Origin of the sequence: Microbacterium yannicii (genome assembly GCF_024055635.1) — a bacterium.
GTDB classification, from domain to species: domain Bacteria; phylum Actinomycetota; class Actinomycetes; order Actinomycetales; family Microbacteriaceae; genus Microbacterium; species Microbacterium yannicii.
Genome location: NZ_JAMXMB010000040.1, coordinates 142,424 through 160,908, shown reverse-complemented (window position 1 = coordinate 160,908; position 18,485 = coordinate 142,424). Strand labels below are relative to the sequence as shown.

17 protein-coding genes are annotated in these 18,485 nt (G+C 69.7%); 4 read left to right on the top strand and 13 right to left on the bottom strand.

What is annotated here, in order from left to right; all coding sequences use genetic code 11:
- Positions 1–76: 76 nt before the first annotated feature.
- On the bottom strand, positions 77–1,420 hold the full coding sequence (locus NCG93_RS18450; protein ID WP_194413184.1) for an ABC transporter substrate-binding protein: 1,344 nt from the start codon (positions 1,418–1,420) through the stop codon (positions 77–79).
- A gap of 244 nt (positions 1,421–1,664) precedes the next feature.
- Here NCG93_RS18450 and NCG93_RS18445 point away from each other — a divergent pair, with 244 nt between their 5' ends.
- Positions 1,665–2,714 (top strand): LacI family DNA-binding transcriptional regulator, encoded by a 1,050-nt coding sequence (locus tag NCG93_RS18445; protein WP_194413183.1) that lies wholly within the window; start codon positions 1,665–1,667, stop codon positions 2,712–2,714.
- A gap of 59 nt (positions 2,715–2,773) precedes the next feature.
- Here the strand turns inward: NCG93_RS18445 and NCG93_RS18440 are convergent, their stop codons facing one another.
- From NCG93_RS18440 to rplJ, 7 genes are all read right to left on the bottom strand, one after another.
- Positions 2,774–3,898, bottom strand: coding sequence for a Gfo/Idh/MocA family protein (locus NCG93_RS18440; RefSeq protein ID WP_252787602.1), 1,125 nt, complete (start codon positions 3,896–3,898; stop codon positions 2,774–2,776).
- On the bottom strand, positions 3,895–5,751 hold the full coding sequence (locus NCG93_RS18435) for a DUF6807 family protein (RefSeq protein WP_194413182.1): 1,857 nt from the start codon (positions 5,749–5,751) through the stop codon (positions 3,895–3,897). Before NCG93_RS18435 ends, NCG93_RS18440 begins: the two co-directional genes overlap by 4 nt.
- A gap of 198 nt (positions 5,752–5,949) precedes the next feature.
- Complete coding sequence (locus NCG93_RS18430) at positions 5,950–7,290, bottom strand: ABC transporter substrate-binding protein (protein WP_194413181.1); 1,341 nt, start codon at positions 7,288–7,290, stop codon at positions 5,950–5,952.
- A 95-nt stretch (positions 7,291–7,385) separates the two neighbouring features.
- Positions 7,386–8,309, bottom strand: a complete 924-nt coding sequence (locus tag NCG93_RS18425) for a carbohydrate ABC transporter permease (protein ID WP_241741595.1) — start codon at positions 8,307–8,309, stop codon at positions 7,386–7,388.
- Entirely contained in the window at positions 8,296–9,222 is a 927-nt protein-coding gene (locus NCG93_RS18420; RefSeq protein WP_194413180.1) for a carbohydrate ABC transporter permease, read from the bottom strand. Before NCG93_RS18420 ends, NCG93_RS18425 begins: the two co-directional genes overlap by 14 nt.
- A gap of 293 nt (positions 9,223–9,515) precedes the next feature.
- Positions 9,516–9,896, bottom strand: a complete 381-nt coding sequence (rplL, locus tag NCG93_RS18415) for a 50S ribosomal protein L7/L12 (RefSeq protein ID WP_194413179.1) — start codon at positions 9,894–9,896, stop codon at positions 9,516–9,518.
- A gap of 49 nt (positions 9,897–9,945) precedes the next feature.
- Positions 9,946–10,434, bottom strand: a complete 489-nt coding sequence (gene rplJ / locus NCG93_RS18410; RefSeq protein ID WP_194413178.1) for a 50S ribosomal protein L10 — start codon at positions 10,432–10,434, stop codon at positions 9,946–9,948.
- Between the two features lie 406 nt (positions 10,435–10,840).
- Between rplJ and fdhA the strand changes: the two genes are divergently transcribed.
- Positions 10,841–12,061, top strand: a complete 1,221-nt coding sequence (gene fdhA, locus NCG93_RS18405) for a formaldehyde dehydrogenase, glutathione-independent (protein ID WP_194413177.1) — start codon at positions 10,841–10,843, stop codon at positions 12,059–12,061.
- A gap of 55 nt (positions 12,062–12,116) precedes the next feature.
- Positions 12,117–12,515, top strand: a complete 399-nt coding sequence (locus NCG93_RS18400) for a GlcG/HbpS family heme-binding protein (protein WP_194413176.1) — start codon at positions 12,117–12,119, stop codon at positions 12,513–12,515.
- Positions 12,516–12,541: 26 nt separating this feature from the next.
- On the opposite strand, the gene NCG93_RS18395 is transcribed toward NCG93_RS18400, so the two are convergent.
- Positions 12,542–13,177 carry a 4a-hydroxytetrahydrobiopterin dehydratase gene (locus NCG93_RS18395; RefSeq protein WP_194413175.1) on the bottom strand — a complete coding sequence of 212 codons (636 nt, stop codon included), beginning with the start codon at positions 13,175–13,177 and terminating at the stop codon, positions 12,542–12,544.
- Between the two features lie 142 nt (positions 13,178–13,319).
- On the opposite strand from NCG93_RS18395, the gene NCG93_RS18390 reads away from it, so the two are divergent.
- Entirely contained in the window at positions 13,320–14,030 is a 711-nt protein-coding gene (locus NCG93_RS18390; protein ID WP_252787601.1) for a YqaJ viral recombinase family protein, read from the top strand.
- 34 nt (positions 14,031–14,064) lie between these two features.
- Here NCG93_RS18390 and NCG93_RS18385 read toward each other — a convergent pair whose 3' ends face one another.
- Genes NCG93_RS18385 through NCG93_RS18370 form a run of 4 tightly spaced genes read right to left on the bottom strand, consistent with a single transcriptional unit; the run spans position 14,065 to position 18,466 of the window.
- Entirely contained in the window at positions 14,065–14,568 is a 504-nt protein-coding gene (locus NCG93_RS18385; RefSeq protein WP_194413174.1) for a 2'-5' RNA ligase family protein, read from the bottom strand.
- A 48-nt stretch (positions 14,569–14,616) separates the two neighbouring features.
- A complete protein-coding gene (locus NCG93_RS18380) occupies positions 14,617–16,578 on the bottom strand; it encodes a dipeptide ABC transporter ATP-binding protein (protein ID WP_194413173.1) in 1,962 nt (653 codons plus the stop codon).
- Positions 16,575–17,504 carry an ABC transporter permease gene (locus NCG93_RS18375; protein WP_206687315.1) on the bottom strand — a complete coding sequence of 310 codons (930 nt, stop codon included), beginning with the start codon at positions 17,502–17,504 and terminating at the stop codon, positions 16,575–16,577. The genes NCG93_RS18380 and NCG93_RS18375 overlap by 4 nt, the downstream gene beginning before the upstream one ends.
- Positions 17,505–17,509: 5 nt before the next feature.
- Positions 17,510–18,466: an ABC transporter permease gene (locus NCG93_RS18370; protein ID WP_194413171.1), complete on the bottom strand. Its 957-nt coding sequence runs from the start codon at positions 18,464–18,466 to the stop codon at positions 17,510–17,512.
- Between the last annotated feature and the right edge of the window lie 19 nt (positions 18,467–18,485).

The window sequence follows — 18,485 nt, the reverse complement described above, 5'->3', positions numbered from 1 at the left end:
CGCCACCGACGGATGACGTCACCCCGGTGCCGGGCCCGCCCGCAGAGCGAGGGGCCCGGCACCGAGGTGCGGTGCGTCAGTCCTCGTAGCCTGCCTGGATGTCTTCCAGGACCTGCGGCGTCGGCTTGCCGTCGACCCAGTCGACCATGCCGCGCCAGAACGAACCCGAACCGACCGTTGCCGGCATCAGGTCGGAGGCGTCGAAGCGGAAGACCGTCTCGGGGTCCTGCACGACCGTCATGGCGTCGGTGAGAAACTTGCTCGACGCCAGCGACGGGTCGGCGCCCGTGTTGGCCGAGAGGGCGCCGCCGAGGGAGACGCGCGCGTCGGCGAACTCCGGGGTCGACATGTACTCGGCCACGGCCTGGGTCGCTGCATCATCGGAGAAGACCGTGACGAACTCGCCACCGCCTTCGACCGAGAACGGCTCGCCCTCGAAGCCCGGCATCAGGAACGCGTAGACGTCGCCATCCTCGGCGACGTCGGGCGTCGCGCCCTCGGCCGTCTGCACGGCGAGGAAGTTCGCCGTGAGGAAGGAGCCCTGGTGCGTCAGTGCGCACGTGCCGTTGGCCACCGCCGAAGCGATGGGGTCGCCGAAGGCGGTCGAGTTGATGCTCTTCACGTCTCCGAATCCGGCGTTGACGTACTTCGGGTCGAGCAGGACCTTCGCCACCTCGTCGAACGCGGCCTCGATGTCGGGGTCGGTGAACGGAGTGTCACCGGCTGCCCAGCTGTCGTACACGTCGGCGCCGGCCTGGCGCAGCACGAGGTCCTCGACCCAGTCCGTGCCCGGCCATCCCGACGCTGCCTCGGACGAGAATCCAGCGCACCACGGCGGCTGACCTGTCTTCTCCTGGATCGTCTTGGTGAGCTCGAGCAGCTCGTCCCACGTCGTGGGCACCTCGACGCCCCACTCCTTGAAGCTCGCGGGAGAGTAGTAGATGTAGCCCTTGAGGTTCGCGAGCATCGGCGCGGCGTAGAAGGTGCCGTCGACCGAGCCGTAATCCTTCCAGGCCGCGGCCCAGTACTCGTCGACGTTGTCGGAGACCTCCTTGGTGCCCTCCTGCACCTCGCCGGTGCCGACCAGCGACGCCAGCAGGCCGGGCTGGGGCACGATCGCGATGTCGGGTGCCGAGCCACCGGCGACCTTCGTCACGATGTTGCCCTCGAAGCCCTTGTCGCCGGTGTAGACGACCTCGACGCCGGTGTCGGCGGTGAACTGGTCGAACGACTTCTGAAGCGAGTCCGCCTCGGTGCCGGTGATGCCGCCGGAGATCTCGACGGTCTCGCCCTCGAGCGAGCCGTCGCCCCCGTCGCCCTCATCTCCGCCCTCGGCGCAGCCCGCAAGGGTCAGTGCCGCGACGGTGGCGAGCCCGAGAGCGATATAGCCGTGTCGACGACGTGATCGCAGTGCAGTCATGTTCGTCTGCCTCCTCTTCGAGTCGCGGAGCCGCAAGGCCTGCGCACCCCGCACGTATGGGATCGGGAACCGATTCCATGTTCACGGTATTGGATGCTGCATGACGACACAATGACCGTCGGTCACAACTCGGTAAACCTCGGACCCCGGGGTGGCGGGCTGGAGGCGATCACGGCACAATGAGGCCCGGAACCGGTTCCACATTCCGCGCGACGGCGGCGTCGCCGGAGGCGAGGAGGACCCGATGGCGGGCATCGCCGACGTCGCTCGTGCGGCAGGCGTCTCGAAGTCGACCGCCTCCCGTGCGCTCACCGGATCCGGCTATGTCTCGACGGCCACGCGCGCTCGGGTGAGGGATGCCGCGGCCGCCCTCGGCTACGTCCCCACGACGAGCGCGGTCAGCCTGGTGACCGGCCGCACCCAGACCGTCGGCGTCGTCATGCCCTCGCTCGACCGCTGGTTCTTCGCCCAGGTGCTCGAGGGGATCCAGGATGCGCTGCGTGAGCGCCGGTACGACCTGGCCCTCTACGGCGCGCCACCGGACTCCCCCGCCCGGCGCGAGATGTTCGAGCACATCCTCGCGCGAAAGCGGTTCGACGGACTCATCGCTGTGGGCATCGAGCCCAGCGCGCGCGAGCTCGAGCGGCTGGTCGCCTTCGGCAGGCCCGTCGTCGCGGTGGGCGGCTACGACGTCGGAACCAACGCGGTCTCGATCGACGACCAGGCGGCGGCGAGGATCGCCACCGACCACCTGATCGGGCTGGGGCACCGCGATATCGCGTTCCTCGGCGGCGATCCCGATGGGCACCGGACCAGCTTCGGCGACGGCCGCCGCCAGGACGGCTATAGGAGTGCGATGCGGGATGCGGGGCTGGAGGCATCCGTCCGCCATGTCCAGTCCGAGGCGACGATGCCGGATGGGTACCGCGTGGCGGTGGAGCTTCTCGGCGACCGCCGCACCCGCCCGACGGCGATCGTCGGGGTGTGCGACGAGGTGGCGGTCGGCGCCATCATCGCGGCCAGACGGCTCGGCCTCCGCGTTCCGGAGCGCCTCAGCGTCATCGGCATCGACGACCACGCCTACGCCGAGATGTTCTCGCTCACCACCCTGCAGCAGCGCCCGCACCAGCAGGGTCGCGCCGCCGTGCAGCTGCTGATGTGGCAGCTCGACGACCCCGCCGCTCCGACCCGCCGGCTCTACGAGTCGTCGCCGCTCGTGGTGCGCAACTCCACCGCTGCGCTCGACGACGATGCGTCGGCGATCGTCGGCGTCGGGGCGCGCGACACCCGCTGAGCCGCAACCCGGGGTGCGGAGATCCGCCCCTCACGCGAGTCCCGCGGCGCGGTGCGAGGTCAGAGCAGGCCGAGATCGCGGAACGTGCGGCCCTCCCAGGCGACGCGCTCCACGGCATCCTCCACACCGGTCACCGTTCGGAACGTCTGACCGCCGGATGCCTCGACCCTGACGAGTGCGGAATCGATCGGCGTCGCCGGCGGCCCGGTGACGACCGCCTCGAGCACCCGCGTGAAGGCTCCGGTGCGCCGGAGCGGCGCGACCAGGTCGCTGCCCTCGCGGATGTGCGCGGCGAGGTCGTCGAGGAGAGCCGTGCGCTCGAAGGCATAGGTCCTCGGCAGCGCCGCACCGTCGCGGTGCACGTGCAGCGTGTCGAGCGTGTACAGGTAGACGAGGAAACCCCGGGTGCCCCGCACCAGCACGTACGGCTCATGGCGCCGTTCTGCCGTGGCCGCGAGGCCGGCCGCGACGCGTGTGCCGTCGCGAAGGCCGACGACCAAAGACGACGTGTCGTCGGTGTCGATGTCGTTCGCCCGTCGCAGGTCGGCGTCGATCGCCACCACGTCTTCGGCAGCCGCGGCGCCCGCGATGGCGAACGCCGTCGCCACCGCGTGCGCCAACGGGTTCGTCACGACGCCGTCGGCGATCAGGCGCCCGTCCACCGCCCGGTGGCCAGCCCACGGTGCACGCCGCCAGTACTCCTCTGACCGCGACCACTGCCCCACCGCGCCGACATGCACGAGTTCCCCGATGACGCCCGATGCCAGGGCGTCGGCCGTCGCCGGTACGCCCGCGCTGCCGAGCGACTGGAAGCCGACCTGCACCGCCCGGGAGGCGGCATCCGCGGCACTGAGCAGCGCGTGATGATCGGCGACCGATGGCACCGGCGGCTTCTCGAGCAGCACGTGGGCGCCGCGCGACACCGCGAGGCGCGCGAGCTCGGTGTGCGTCGGAATGGGCGTGCTCAGCACGACCACGTCGAGTTCGGCGTCGGCGATCATCGCCGCGGCATCGGTGAACACCCGGGTCGAAGATGGCACGTCGCCGCCGCCCCGGGGGTCGGCGACGGCGACGAGTTCGAAGTCCGTGCGGGCCAGCACAGCGTCCACGTGGCTGCGCCCGTGCCCGTGGACACCGGCGACGCCCACGCGGAGGGGTGCGCTCGTGCGCAGCGGTGCGGTCACAGCCCTGCCTCGGCCCGCAGCGCGGGAAGTGCCGCTTCGACCGCAGCGGCATCGACCAGTTCGGCGTCGAGCACATAGGCCGTCAGCTCGAGGTTCAGCTCGCCGCCTTCGGGGATGGTCCGCGGCTCGTTCCAGGCCACCGAGGGACCGGCGCCGAGATACTCCGCGAAGCGGACGAACCACGGCAGGCGCTCCTCGCCCTGCGTGAGCACGACCGTGGTGCCCCGATCGGGGAACGTGAACGCGAGCCAGTCGGTCGCCGCTCCGTGCACCTCGCGTTCGGTGTCGCCCGCTGGACTGAACACCCGGGCGATCTCCGGCGCGAACCGCCAGAAGATGCCGCCGTAGCCGGCACCCTCGCGGCCGTTGGTCGCGGGCGAGCCGAAGGTGATGGCATCCAGCGTGGCCTTGAGATGGCTGCGCCACCGCAGCGCCCAGCCGCCGGCGAGTTCGGCGGAGCGCAGCTCGCGCACCTCGACCAGCTGAGTGGTCCCGTGCTCGTCGACCCAGCTGAGCCGCTCGTCGAGTGAATGGCCGTCGATGCGCAGCCGGTCCCGCCGTTGGCGGCCGTGGTTGGGCACCATGATCGAGCCCTCGCCTCGCACGTAGGTGCGCCCGCCCCAGTACGACGTGCCGTTGACGTCGGCGATCGCGAGACTCACGCCCAGATGATGCGGGTGGTCGGTGGGCTCGGTCACGCTGAGCGGCGTGCCGGTGCGCGAGATCACGGCGTCGAGGTACGGGCGAGGCGACAGCACGGAGTCGACGTTCGTCCCCTCCTCGTACTGTGCGACGACCGTCGACCCCAGCCGCAGGACCGGACGGGCAGGACCCACCCAGCCGCTCGCATGGGATGCGGGACCGGAGCTCTGCCGCGCCACGAGGACCGGCCGATAGAACAGGGGGTGGTCGGCGTTCTCGCCGTCCAGCGCTTGACGCATGCGATTCCAAGCCTGCCGCCCGATCTCGATCCGCGGAACCGACATGGTCGTCAGCGGAGGGGCGGCGAAACGTGACTGCGGGATGTCGTCGATCCCGACGATGGACAGCTGTTGGGGAACCTCGACGCCCACTTCGCGCAGACGCGACATCAGACCGAGCGCGACGAGATCGTTGAAGGCGATGGCGGCCGTCGCGCCGGTCTCGAGCACGGCATCGGCGGCGTCGTAGCCCGCCTCCATGCTGGAGCCCGCCGGGATGGTGAGGAACTCGAGGTCGGGGTATTCGCGGGCGAGCTCGCCGAGCCCCTGGGCGCGCTGCTCGTTCGCATAGCTGAGCGCCGGTCCGGCGACGTACGCGATGCGCCGGTGACCGAAGCCTCGCAGATGCACGCCGAGCTCTTTGACCGCCGTGACGTAGTCCACCGAGAGCTGCGCCGCGGCGGTGTCGTCGACGCGGCGGTTCACCACCACGACGGGGGTCGTGCGCTGGATCAGCTCCCGCAGCTCGGCATCCGGCATCCGTGGCGAGACGAGCACGAGGGCGTCGCACTTGCTCCGCGCTTCGCCGGCGATGTCGGCCTCCACACCGACGGCCTCGGCGCTGTCGGCGACGAGCACCCGGTACCCGTCGCGGGCCGCTGCGACCGTGAGCCCCTTGAGCACGCCCTGGAACAGCGGATTCTCGAGATCCGGCACGAGCAGCGCGATGGTGTGGCTGCTCCCCCGCACGAGACTGCGCGCCGCCTCGCTCGGCGAGTAGTTCAGCGCGGCGACCGCGCGGTTGACCTTGGCGACGATCGCCGGATCGACGGTGGCGACGCCATTGAGGACGCGCGACACCGACGCCTGCGACACTCCCGCGTGCTGCGCGACCTGCGCCATCGTGATCGGGCGCGCTGTGACCTCGCTCAACGGATCCCCTCCTCTCTCAATCTTGGGCGTCGACGGGCCCGGTGGGGCGCATTCGCGCGTGCGACTTCGTCCCGGCGACGGTCGCCGCGGGATTCTCTGCAGGCCCGCCCGGGACCGGACCCCTCATCACTTCGGTCCGGCCCCGTGCGGTCTGGGGACGACGGGCCGCGCCTCGGGTGGACGCGGCCCGCTCGTCGGCTAGATGGCGGCGTCGTCCAGCGCCTGCTGCAGTTCCGCGATGAAGCTCTCTGCGGCGTCCGCGGGCGACAGCTCGCCGAACAGCACCCGCTGGGTGTGCTGGTCGATGATCGTCTCGATGGCGCCGCCGCCCGGCGGGGTCGCCGGCGGGGCGTCGCCGACACGGGGCGCGATCTCGTCGAGGAAGTCCACGACCTCCTGGTTCACCTCGTCCAGCTTGGGCGTGATGTACTCGCGGATCTTCTCATTCGCCGGCACACCGCGTTCCGCGAGCAGCAGGTCCGCCGCCTCCTCGCTGTTCGAGAGGAAGTCGAGGAACAGCGCCACCTCGGCGGGGCACTCGGTCTTCGCGGACGCCGACCAGAACATGGACGGCTTGTAGTACGCCGCCGCGCTCTCGCCCTCGTCGGGCGTCGGCACCATCAGCGGCTCGAGGTTCTGGCCGCTCGCCTCACGCAGCGCGGCGACCTGGTTCGACCACCACGGCCCGAAAGCCGACTGGTTGGTCGCGGTGAACGATTCGGCGAGGCCCGCGGACTCCCGCTCGATCGTCGCGGACGGGTCGGGCGTGCCGCCCGCCTCGGTGACGTCCAGGAGGTTCTGCCACCAGGCGGCCAGCGTCTTCGCGGACGCCGTCACCTCGGGCGATCCGTCCTCGGCGTAGAGGGACTCGCCGTGCTGGCGGAGCCAGTTGTTGAGCCCGCCGTCCTCGAAGCCCCACGACTGCGAGCCGACCACGGCGCCGCCGCTGGCTGCGGTGACCTCCTCGGCGATCTCGTTGAGGTCGTCCCACGACCACGTCTCGTCGTCGGGCAGCTCGATGCCGAGGCTCTCGAGCACGTCGACGTTCGCCATGTAGGTGTAGGAGTTGATGCCGACCGGGATGCCGTACTGCGTGCCGTCCAGGGCGCCGGTGCCGAGCACGGCCTCGGGGAAGTCACCGGTCGGCAGTTGGTCGCCGAGGGTGCCGAGGTCGAGCAGCACGCCGTTGGCGGCGTACGTCGACAGCTGCTTCTCGTCCATCTGGATGATGTCGGGGGCATCGCCGGCGGCGACGGTCGTCGCCAGCTTGTCCCAGTAGCCTGCCCAGTCGGTGTACTGCGGCTCGATGGTGATGTTCTCGTGCTCGGCCTCGAAGGCTGCGATCAGCTCTTCGGTGATCCCGTGACGGACGTCGTTGCCCCACCAGGTGAAGCTGAGGGTCACGGGCTCGTCTGACAGGGTCGGGCCGGTCGCGGCGGGGGCCTCCGTCGGTCCCGCGCACGCCGTCAGCGTCAGCATCGTCGCTGCGCCGACGGAGGTCAGCAGCAACCAGCGCGGTGCGGTTGTGGTGCGTCGCATGTCTTGCATCCTTTCGACCGAAGTCGGTGAGTGGGTGTTGGTGCGTGTGATGAGGGTGGGCCTGGCGGCCCGCGAAGGTGTGTGTGACGCGGACGTCACTTGATCCCGGTCGTCGCGATCCCCTTGATGAGGAACTTCTGGCCGAACAGGAAGATCAGGAAGATCGGGATGAGCGAGACGACGCTCATCGCGAACATCTGGGCGTAGTTGGTGGTGCTCTGCGCGTCTTCGAAGGAGCGCAGCGCCAACGGGACCGTGTACAGCTCGGGCTTGGTGAGGAAGATCAGCTGCGAGAAGAAGTCGTTCCACGTCCAGATGAACGTGAAGATCGCCGTCGTCGCCAAGGCCGGGACCATCAGCGGCAGGATGATCTGCAGGAAGATCCGCGGGTGGCCGGCGCCGTCGATCCGCGCTGCCTCATCGAGCTCCTTCGGGATGCCGCGGATGAACTGCACCATCAGGAAGATGAAGAACGCGTCGGTGGCGAGGAGCTTCGGCACGATCAGCGGCAGGAACGTGTTGACCCATCCGAGCTGGGAGAACAGCACGTACTGCGGCACGATGATGACGTGGATCGGGAGCATGATGCTCAGCAGCATCACGGCGAACCAGAACCTCTTGGCTGTGAAGTCCAGGCGGGCGAACGCGTAGGCGGCCATCGAGCACGACACCAGGTTGCCGATGATGCAGCCGATCACGATCAGCGCCGAGTTCCACATGTACACGTTGAACGGGTACGCCAGTGCGTTCCAGCCGTCGGTGTAGTTCGAGATCTGGAAGCTGTCCGGGATGATGCTCGGGTCGCGGAAGATCTCGTCGTTCGGCCGCAGCGAGCTCACGACCATCCAGATCACCGGATAGAGCATGGCCAGCGCGAGGGCGATGAGGAGCGTGTGCCTCACGATGCTCGTGACCGGCTTGCGGAACGGGCTGCGCCGGCGGGCGCGCGGTGCGCGGCCGGTGACGATCGTCTCGGTCGCGAGCGGGGCCGTCATGGCGGCGTCGTCAATCTTGGTCATCGTAGAAAACCCAGAATCTCGAGGTCCAGAACATCAGGACGGTCAGAATGCCGATGATGACCAGCAGCAGCCACGCCATGGCCGACGCGTAGCCCATGTTGTAGTTGGTGAAGCCCTGCTGGTACAGGTACAGCGTGTAGAAGAGCGTCGAGTCGACCGGCCCGCCCGTGCCGCCCGAGACGATGTACGCCTGCGTGAACGACTGGAACGTGCCGATGAGCTGCAGCACGGCGTTGAAGAAGATGATCGGAGTCAGCAGCGGCACCGTGATGCGGAACAGCTGCTGGCGGCGGCTCGCACCGTCGACGTCGGCCGCTTCGTAGTACATGGTCGGGATCTGGCGCAGCCCCGCCAGGAAGATCACCATCGGCGAACCGAACGTCCAGACGTTGAGGATCATGAGCGTGCCGAGGGCCGTGTCGGGATTGGAGATCCATCCCTGCCCCTGGATGCCGAAGACCGCGAGCACCTGGTTGACGAGGCCGTCGACCCCGAAGATCTGGCGCCACAGGATCGCGATGGCGACGCTGGCGCCGAGCAGCGAGGGCAGGTAGAACGCCGAGCGGTAGAACGCCAGCCCGCGGAGTCCCCGATCCAGGATGATCGCGAGGAACAGCGCGACCGCCAGCTGCAGCGGCAGCGACACGAACACGTAGGTGAAGGTCACCTGGAGCGAGGCGGCGAGCCGCTCGTCGGTCAGCATCCGCTCGAAGTTCTGGAGGCCGATCCACTTCGGAGGGCTCAACAGGTTGTAGCGGGTGAACGACAGGCCGAACGAGGCGATCATCGGGCCGATCGTGATGAGCACGAGCCCGACGAACCACGGCGCGAGGAAGAGGTACGCGGCCTTGTTCTGCTTCTTGCCGCCGGACTTCGCCGCCTTGAGCTTGCCGAGCTCGCTGATCGCGCTCATGCGCGTGCTCCACGGGCACGACCGGGCGGCCGTGTTCTGGGGCGGTGCGTCGTCGTCACCGTGTCCTCCGGTCTCGTCATCGAGTGAGAATGCGCTTTCTGGAATGCGCTTTCTCATTCTTGTCAGAACGGATGCTGGAATGCAAGTCCGCGAGAAAAACAGGGGTGATTCGAGATCAAACCGTGAGAAAGGGATTTCGCAGACGGGGTACCAGGCGACGCGGAATCCGCCGGTGGGCATGACGAAGGCCCCGGATGCACAGCATCCGGGGCCCTCGTGATTCGCAGAGCGGGTTACTTGAGGGTAACCGTCGCGCCAGCCTCCTGCAGAGCGGCCTGAGCCTTCTCAGCGGCCTCCTTGGTCGCGCCCTCGAGGACGGCCTTGGGAGCACCGTCGACGACGGCCTTGGCCTCACCGAGGCCGAGCGAGGTGAGCTCGCGGACCGTCTTGATGACCTGGATCTTCTTGTCGCCGGCAGCCTCGAGGATGACGTCGAAGGAGTCCTTCTCCTCGACCTCTTCTGCAGCGGCGCCGCCGCCGGCGCCGGCAACGGCGACGGGAGCAGCAGCGGTGACGTCGAACTTCTCCTCGAACGCCTTCACGAAATCGCTGAGCTCGACGAGCGTCAGGTCGGCGAACTGCTGGAGCAGCTCCTCAGTGGTGAGCTTCGCCATGATGTATCTCCTAAATAGATGGGGTGGTGGGGAGGAAATCGCCGGTCGCTTACGCGGCCTCGGCGGTCTCCAGCTTTTCGCGAAGCGCGTCGATGGTCGCGGCAGCCTTGCCCATCGTCGCCTTCATCATGCCCGCGGCCTTCGCCAGCAGAACCTCACGGCTCTCGAGCGAGGCGTACTTGTTGACCTCGTCGGCGTCGATCGAGTTGCCCTCGAACACGCCGCCCTTGATCACCAGAAGCGGGTTGGCCTTGGCGAAGTCACGCAGAGCCTTCGCAGTGGCGACGAAGTCGCCGTGCACGAATGCGATAGCCGAGGGGCCCTTGAGGTCCTCGTCCAGCGACGTGATCCCCGCGTTGTTCGCGGCGATCTTGGTCAGCGTGTTCTTCACCACGGCGTATTCCGCGTCCTGACGGATGCTGTTGCGCAGCTGCTTGAGCTGGGCGACCGTCAGACCGCGGTACTCGGTCAGCAGTACGGCGTTCGAGTTCTCGAAGTTCTTCGTGAGCTCGGCGACCGATGCATCCTTCTGCGCCATGGTCACTCCTTGTGTGGATGAGACGCTCCGCGATGGCGGGGCGTCGGCCTCGACATCCGCTCATCCGATCTCGTCACGGCAACAGAAAAGCTCCGGCGCAAGCGCACGGAGCTGGATTCCCGAATCCGGGAGAATCTATCGTGACACCTGCGCGGGCCCCTGCGATGCAGTGCTTCGATCCCCTGCACTCACGTGCACGACGATGACCGGCGGTCTTTGGCTCCCACAAGGGTACGCGACACACGCCCTCCCGCCAAATCGACGCCGTCAGGTCATCGCGCCGCCGCTCACGCCGCGTCGGCGGCTGGGGGGCCCGTTGCGCACGGCGCCGCGGAGGTACAGGCTCGCATCAGAACCAGCACGACCGAGTCGCAGGGCCATCCGCGGTGCGACGGAGAGGACGAGGATGTCCGGCAACAGGGCGGTCGCCTACAAGAGCCCCGGCGAGGTCGAGGTCATCGACACGGAATACCCCACGTTCGAGCTGAAGGACGGTCCCGGCGTCAACCCGGCGAATGTCGGCAGGAAGGTGCCGCACGGCGCGATCCTCAAGACCGTGAGCACGAACATCTGCGGTTCCGACCAGCACATGGTGCGCGGTCGCACGACGGCGCCCGCCGGCCTGGTGCTCGGCCACGAGATCACCGGCGAGGTGGTCGAGGTCGGCCCGGACGTCGAGTTCGTGAAGGTCGGGGACATCGTCTCGGTCCCGTTCAACATCGCGTGCGGCCGCTGCCGCAACTGCAAGGAGGGCAAGACCGGCATCTGTCTCAACGTCAACCCCGACCGACCGGGGAGCGCTTACGGCTACGTCGACATGGGCGGCTGGGTGGGCGGCCAGGCCGAGTACGTGCTCGTGCCGTACGCCGACTGGAACCTGCTGGTCTTCCCCGACCGCGACCAGGCTCTCGAGAAGATCCTCGACCTCACGATGCTCTCCGACATCTTCCCCACCGGATTCCACGGCGCCTACACCGCCGGAGTGGGCCCCGGGTCGACCGTGTACATCGCAGGGGCCGGGCCTGTCGGCCTCGCCGCCGCGGTGGGGGCGCAGCTGCTCGGAGCGGCGGTCGTCATCGTGGGCGACCTGAACGCCGACCGCCTCGCGCGAGCACGAACGTTCGGCTGCGAGACCGTCGACGTGTCGAAGGGCGACCCGAAGGATCAGATCGAGCAGATCCTCGGTGTGCCCGAGGTGGACAGCGGCGTAGACGCGGTGGGGTTCGAGGCACGCGGACACGGGGCGGATGCATCGCATGAAGCGCCGGCGACCGTCCTCAACTCCCTCATGGACCTCACCGCCGCCGGCGGTGCGCTCGGCATCCCCGGGCTCTACGTCACCGGAGACCCGGGCGGCATCGACGAGGCCGCGAAGGTCGGGTCGCTGTCGCTGCGGCTCGGACTCGGCTGGGCCAAGTCGCTCTCGTTCACCACGGGCCAGTGCCCCGTGATGCGCTACAACCGCCGGCTGATGATGGCGATCCTTCACGACAAGGTGGCGATCGCCGATGCCGTCGGCGCCACCGCCATCGGACTCGAGGACGCCCCGCAGGGGTATGCCGACTTCGACCAGGGTGCGGCGAAGAAGTACGTGCTGAATCCCAACGGCTACATCCCGACCACCTGACAAGGAGCGGATCCCTCGGTCGAGGCATCCGCTCGTCGACGAAAGGAACACCACCATGTCCGTCACCCTCGAGGATGCCCGTCGCATCATCGCCGCCGCGGAGAAGCGGGCCGACGAGATCGGCCAGCCCATGAACATCGCCGTCGTCGACGCAGGAGGAAACCTCGTCGCCCACGTCCGCCAGGACGGCGCATGGATCGGCAGCGTCAACATCTCGATCAACAAGGCCTGGACCTCGAGGGCGTTCGACATCGAGACCAAGACGCTCGGCGAGAACTCGCAGCCGACGCAGCAGTTCTACGGCATCCATGCCACCAACGGCGGCAAAGTCGCCATCTTCGCCGGCGGTGTGCCCCTGTCCCGCGACGGCGCCGTCGTGGGTGCCGTGGGGGTCAGCGGCGGCTCGGGCGACCAGGACCAGACGGTCGCGGAGGCCGGCGCCGCCGCCTTCTGAGCCGTTCGCCGACGTCGACGGGGCGGCTACTCGCGCCAGGGGCAGAGGTCGACCTTGTGGCCGTCCGCGTCCGCCAGGGTCCACCACTCGGGCGCATGGGAGTCGTCGACGATCACTCCGCCTGCGGCGAGCGCGGCCTCGAGGCGCTTCTCGATCACGTCGCGGGGAGCGTTGACATCGAGGTGCGACCTGCCGCGCAGCGGCTTGTCCACCGGCTGGAACCAGATGAGAGGCCCGCGCCCGTCGGCGTCGAACAGCACGCCGTCGCGCACTTCGCGGAAGCCCGTCGCGGCCTTCCAGAACGCCAGCGCGGCGCCGGGATCCGGAGTCGCCACGGCGAGCATGAGGTCCTGCATCCGTTCGGTCTCCGCACGGATGTCGAGCTCGCGGGCGGCCTGCGAGATCTGAGCGGCGAGTCCGGCATCCTTCGCCGTCAGTCCGCCCGCCGAATGGGTGAAGAGCCGCACGCGCACGGTGGCGTAACGCACGTCGACATCGGGGTGGTGGTCCGCCGCGTCCGCGAGGTCGGCGATCGCCGCGAACAGCTGTGCGCCCGCCGCGAAGCTGCCGGTGCGGAACAGGGCGAAGGCCCCCGTCACGCGAGGACGCCAGTCCTCGACGCCCGGGAACGCGCGGAACTCCTTTGACGTGATGGTGCTCATGTTCCCGAGGATGCCACCGCCACGCCCGAGCGCAACCCTTTGTCGTCCCGCGCATCCTGCGACCGCGACCCCTGTGAGACAGACCTTCGCGGCGGGTGCGTCGCAGGCGGTGGATGTCGGGTCGGCGGCGTAGCCTCGAAGGGTGAACCCCGAGCACGCCGCCGCACGCCCCTCGGCGCTGGCGGCGCACGCGCCGGAGGTCGCCGCCCGCATCGTCGCGGACTCGCGCGACCGCGTGGCCTGGGTGCGCGCACGGTCGCGCGGCATCACCGCGACCGACGTCGCGAGCCTCACCTCCGACCGGGCCATCGGCCGCGCGGCGGACGCCAAGCTGCTCGGCTCGGGCTTCTCGGGCAACGCCTACACCGCACACGGGCGCGCGAGAGAGCCCGAGATCGCCGCGTGGGTGGCCGCGACCCACGGCATCCAGCCCTCGTCGGCGCTGTTCCACGCCGTCGTCGAGAAGCGGCACCTTGCGACACCGGACGGCATCGGGGTCGATGCGTCCGGACGCATCAGGCTCGCCGAGATCAAGACGACGAACAAGGCCTGGCGCAGCATCCCGCGCTCCTACCTCCGGCAGGTCTGGTGGCAGCAGCACGTGCTGGGCGCCGAACGCACGCTCGTGGCCTGGGAGCAGCACGACGGCTTCGTGCCCGTCGACGACGAGCCCCGCTGCGCCTGGGTCGATCGGGACGAGGCCGAGATCGCGAAGCTCGTCCGCCTCGCCACCGCCCTCATCGACGAGCTCTACCTCCGCACCACGCGCTCGCGTCAGCAGCAGGGAGAGCGGATGCCGCAGCCGCCGACTGCGCCCCGCCAGCCGTTCCGCGCGCTGGCCCTCGCAGACTGAGCTGAGACTGCCGCGGCGCGGCGGGTGCCCCGGCTCATCGGAGCAGGGTCACACGCCGGGCATCGGCATCCCACACCCGCGCTCCGGTCGCCCGCCCCACCAGGTTCGGCGCCGCGATCAACCGCATCGCCGTGGCGAGTCTGGCGGCCGTGAGCCCACGCGCCAGCGTGATGTGCGGCGTCCATCGGTCGGTCCCGGTGTTCGAGAATCGCGGCTCGGGTCGGCCGGCGATCTCTGCGACGGCGCGGTGGACCGCCAGCAGCTGCGAGCTCACGACGACATGCCGCGCCAGCACGTACCGGTCCCGGTGGCCGAGGAGCAGGACTCCCGCGAGCTCGAGGGTGACGGGCAACAGGTCGGCGACGCTGCCGAACGCCGACGGATCGAGCCGGTCCCGCACCGCGAGTGTCAGGTGCGGGCGGTTGCTCGGCGCGGGATTGCGGCCCGAGCTCGGCAGATCGGCCGCGAGCAGGCGATCCCAGTCCTCCCGCACCGCGCGGTCGAGTTCGGCATCCGGAATCAGCTCGACACTGAACACGCCTCCATCCTGCTCGCACCGACCGCGCGGCGCGACGAGACGCGACGCTCAGCGTGCCTGTCCCGATGCCTCGATCCTCGCCGCTTCCACCGAAGCTGCCTCCGCCGAGACCGCTTCCACCGAAACCGCCTCGCCATCGTCGTCGGCGACACCGTCCCGGCCTTGGGCCTCGATGCCGGCCCCCTCGACCTCAGCGGCAGCCTGCGCGTGATCCCAGCCGGGCTTCGGCACGGAGTCGATGAGCAGCCGGGTGTACTCGTGCTGCGGGTCGGCGAGCAGCTCGTCAGTGCGCCCGCGTTCGACGATCTGCCCGCGGCGCATCACCACGGTCTCGTCGCACACCCGCCGGACGACCGCCAGGTCGTGGCTGATGAACAGCACCGTCAGACCGCGCTCCCGTCTGATGCGGTCGACGAGGTCGAGCACCTGCGCCTGCACCGAGACGTCGAGCGCGCTGGTCGCCTCGTCCATCACGAGCACGTCCGGTTCGATCGCGAGGGCGCGCGCGATCGCGACCCGCTGGCGTTGCCCGCCCGAGAGCGTCCGGGGCCTCGCGGCGGCGTGCTTCTCCCCCAGCCCCACCTGCCCGAGAAGATCCCGCACTCGCGAGCGCAACTCGGCCGCACCGAGTCGCTCCTGGCCGCGAGCGCTGCTGTGCAGGCGCAGGGCGTCCTCGATCGCCCGACCGGCCGTGATCCGCGGATCCAGCGAGAGGTACGGATCCTGGAACACCATCTGCACGCTGCGCGCGTGCGCCAGTCGCTCCCGCCGGCCACGGGGAACCATCCGCGCACGTCCATCGATGCGGATGTCGCCGCCGTCGGCGCTTTCGAGGCCCACGATCAGGCGCGCCAGCGTCGACTTGCCCGAGCCCGACTCCCCCACCACGCCGAGCGCGCCGCCACGCGGCACGGCGATCGAGGCGTCGATCACCGCGTGCACCGGATCCTTGCCGCGGCGGTGATAGCTCTTCGAGATCCCGCTCGCCTCGAGCATCGGCACAGGTTCCGCAAGTTCGGTCCGGGCGGATCCGTCACCGCCGGCGTCCGCACCATCGCCCTGCGCAGGTCCGGGGTCCTTCACCGACACGCCGGTGAGCGGATGCCGCAGGTCGGCCTGTCGGGCAGAGTCCCCGACGCAGTGCCCGGTCGGCGTCGGAGGGCTCGTGAAGAGCGTCGGCGTCGCGGCGACGAGACGCCGGGTGTACTCCGCCTGCGGCCGGCGCAGCACGTCGCGCGCGGGCCCCTGCTCGACGATGTGCCCGCCGCTCATCACGTAGACGCGGTCGCAGAGCGAGGCGGCGAGGTTGAGGTCGTGCGTGATGAACAGCATCCCCATGGCGCGGCGTGCGCGCTGTTCGCTGAGCACGCCGATGATCTCGGCCTGCGTCGTGACGTCGAGAGCGGTGGTCGGCTCGTCGCACACCAGCAGTCGTGGCGACGTGGTGAGCGCGCCCGCGATCATGACGCGCTGCAGCATGCCCCCCGAGAACTCGTGCGGATACTGCCGCAGGTGCTCTTCGGGCCGCGGCAGGCGCACGGCCGCGAGCAGTTCGAGGGCGCGTGCTGTCGCGGCATCCGTCGACCACCCCTCCGCCAGTCGCAGCGCCTCGATCAGGTGGTCGCCGATCGTGCGCATCGGGTTGATGCCGGCACGCGGGTCCTGGAAGATCATGGCCGCGCCGTGACGACGCAGCCCGCGCAGCTCGGATGAGGTGGCGGTCAGCACGTCGGCCCCGCCGAGCACGACCTGGCCGGCGGTGACGGCGCCCGCGGGAAGGAGCCCCAGCACGGTGCGGGCAGTGAGCGACTTGCCCGAGCCCGACTCGCCGACGAGCCCGACTGTCTCACCGGCGGCGACCGAGAGCGAGATCCCGTGGAGCAGGCGCGTGCCGTCGGCGAGATCGAGCGTCAGATCACGGATGCCGAGCAGGGCGTCGCCGAGCACCGCGGGCCCCTCGGGGGCACCGGCGGCTGCCGGATCCGCGACGACCGAATCGCGTGCGTTCATGCCGGGATCCCCCCTCCGATGCGGTCGGAGACCTCTTCCCCGATGACGTTGACCGCCACGACGACCACGACCACGGCGATCGCCGGCACGATCGCCGGCAGGAAGTGTCCCCCGATGAGGCCGGCCTGCGCCTCGTTGATCATCGCGCCCCAGTCCGCGGTGGGCGGTTGCACGCCGAGACCGAGGAACGACAGCGCCGCGAGCTCCGCCAGAACGTAGCCGAAGTTGAGCGTCGACTGCGCGCCGACGATCGGGGTGAGGTTGGGCAGCACGCGCCGCAGCGCGATCCACGGGCCGGAGAAACCCTGCACGCGGTAGGCCGCGACGTACGGGCGGCTGCGCTCGGCCGCAACCAGCGAACGCATCAGGCGTGCGACGAAGGGGGCGTACGCGATGCTCATGGCGATGACCGGCGCCACCAGGCCCTTGCCGAACAGCGCCACGGCCATGATCGCGATGAGGAGCGACGGGAAGGCGAAGAGCACGTCGAACACGCGACCGAGTGCGGCATCGATCCAGCCGCCGCGCCACCCCGCGACCAGCCCCAGAAGGATGCCGAGCACCGTCGACGCGACGACCACCAGGAGCGGCCCGAGCAGCGCTGTGCGCGCTCCGTAGATGAGGCGGCTGAAGGTGTCACGTCCCAGGCTGTCGGTGCCGAGCCAGTGCGCGGCGCTCGGACCGGCGTTGACCGCGGCGAAGTCGACGGCGTCCGGGTTGTAGGGCGCGAGGAACGGCGCGAAGATCGCGGCCAGGGTCATCGCCGCGACGACCGCGACGGCGATCACGAGCGTGATTCCGGCGCGCCGCCGCCGAGGCGCCCGCAGCACGCCGATGGCGAGTGTGGCAGGGCTCGTACGTGCGGACGCACTCGGCACCGACGGCAGGCTCGGCTCGCTCGGCGCTTCGGCCGGCGAAGGGGTCATGGAGGTCATCGGGCACCGGCTCCGGCAGCGGATCGGGGGTCGATCCAGGGTTCGAGGACGTCGATCACGGCGTTGACGAGCACGAACGCGGTGACGACGAGGAGGACGATCGCCTGCACGACCGGGAAGTCGAGCCGGTCGACCGACTGCACCAGCAGTGAGCCGATGCCGGCGAGGCCGAACGCCGCCTCGACGATGGAGCTCGACACGAGCAGCCCGGCCACCAGCATCCCGCTCACCGTCAGGATCGGTCCGACGGCGTTGCGGAAGACATGGCGACGGACCACCGTGCCGCGACGGATGCCGCGACTGATCGCCACCTCGACGTGCTCGCGGTCGAGCTGGTCGATCATCGACGAGCGCGTCACCTTGCCCACGAGCACGACGAACACGATCGCGAGCGCGATGGACGGCAGCACCAGGTGGTACACCGTGTCCCAGAAGCCGTCGCCCGACCCGAACGACGGGAACCAGCCGAGCTGCACCGCGAAGACCGCGATGAGCACGATAGATCCGACGAAGGACGGCACCGCACCGAGCACGGTGAGTCCGATGAGGATCGAGCGGTCGGCGATGCGCCCGCGCGAGAGCGCGGCGAACGCGCCCGCCGTCAGGCCGATGACCGCGATCATGGTCCCCGCCATCACGACGAGCCCGAGAGTGACCGGCAGACGCTCACCGAGCACGACCGTGACGTCCTGCCGGTACTGCAGGGAGCGGCCCAGATCGCCGTGCAGCAGACCCGACACCCACGTCAGGTACTGCTGCCACGGCGGCAGGTCGAGCCCGTACTGCGCGGTGATCTGCGCCACCGCCTCCGGACTCGGCTTGCGACCTCGCAGGAGGAACGCAACGGGGTCGCCAGGCACCAGGAACCGCGAGAAGAAGACCAGGACGGATGCCAGGAACAGCGTGAGCAGCAGACCGCCGAGCTTGCCCGCGATCCGGCGGATGGCCGTCACCGCACGACCTCCTCTGCGC

What these genes read in the sequence shown, in the direction of transcription:
- NCG93_RS18380 (WP_194413173.1), bottom strand. Translation starts at nt 16,578, where the DNA reads ATGAACGCACGCGATTCGGTCGTCGCGGATCCGGCAGCCGCCGGTGCC.
- NCG93_RS18375 (WP_206687315.1), bottom strand. Translation starts at nt 17,504, where the DNA reads ATGACCCCTTCGCCGGCCGAAGCGCCGAGCGAGCCGAGCCTGCCGTCG.
- fdhA (WP_194413177.1), top strand. Translation starts at nt 10,841, where the DNA reads ATGTCCGGCAACAGGGCGGTCGCCTACAAGAGCCCCGGCGAGGTCGAG.
- rplJ (WP_194413178.1), bottom strand. Translation starts at nt 10,434, where the DNA reads ATGGCGCAGAAGGATGCATCGGTCGCCGAGCTCACGAAGAACTTCGAG.
- NCG93_RS18425 (WP_241741595.1), bottom strand. Translation starts at nt 8,309, where the DNA reads ATGACCAAGATTGACGACGCCGCCATGACGGCCCCGCTCGCGACCGAG.
- NCG93_RS18395 (WP_194413175.1), bottom strand. Translation starts at nt 13,177, where the DNA reads ATGAGCACCATCACGTCAAAGGAGTTCCGCGCGTTCCCGGGCGTCGAG.
- NCG93_RS18400 (WP_194413176.1), top strand. Translation starts at nt 12,117, where the DNA reads ATGTCCGTCACCCTCGAGGATGCCCGTCGCATCATCGCCGCCGCGGAG.
- NCG93_RS18450 (WP_194413184.1), bottom strand. Translation starts at nt 1,420, where the DNA reads ATGACTGCACTGCGATCACGTCGTCGACACGGCTATATCGCTCTCGGG.
- NCG93_RS18430 (WP_194413181.1), bottom strand. Translation starts at nt 7,290, where the DNA reads ATGCGACGCACCACAACCGCACCGCGCTGGTTGCTGCTGACCTCCGTC.
- NCG93_RS18445 (WP_194413183.1), top strand. Translation starts at nt 1,665, where the DNA reads ATGGCGGGCATCGCCGACGTCGCTCGTGCGGCAGGCGTCTCGAAGTCG.
- NCG93_RS18420 (WP_194413180.1), bottom strand. Translation starts at nt 9,222, where the DNA reads ATGAGCGCGATCAGCGAGCTCGGCAAGCTCAAGGCGGCGAAGTCCGGC.
- rplL (WP_194413179.1), bottom strand. Translation starts at nt 9,896, where the DNA reads ATGGCGAAGCTCACCACTGAGGAGCTGCTCCAGCAGTTCGCCGACCTG.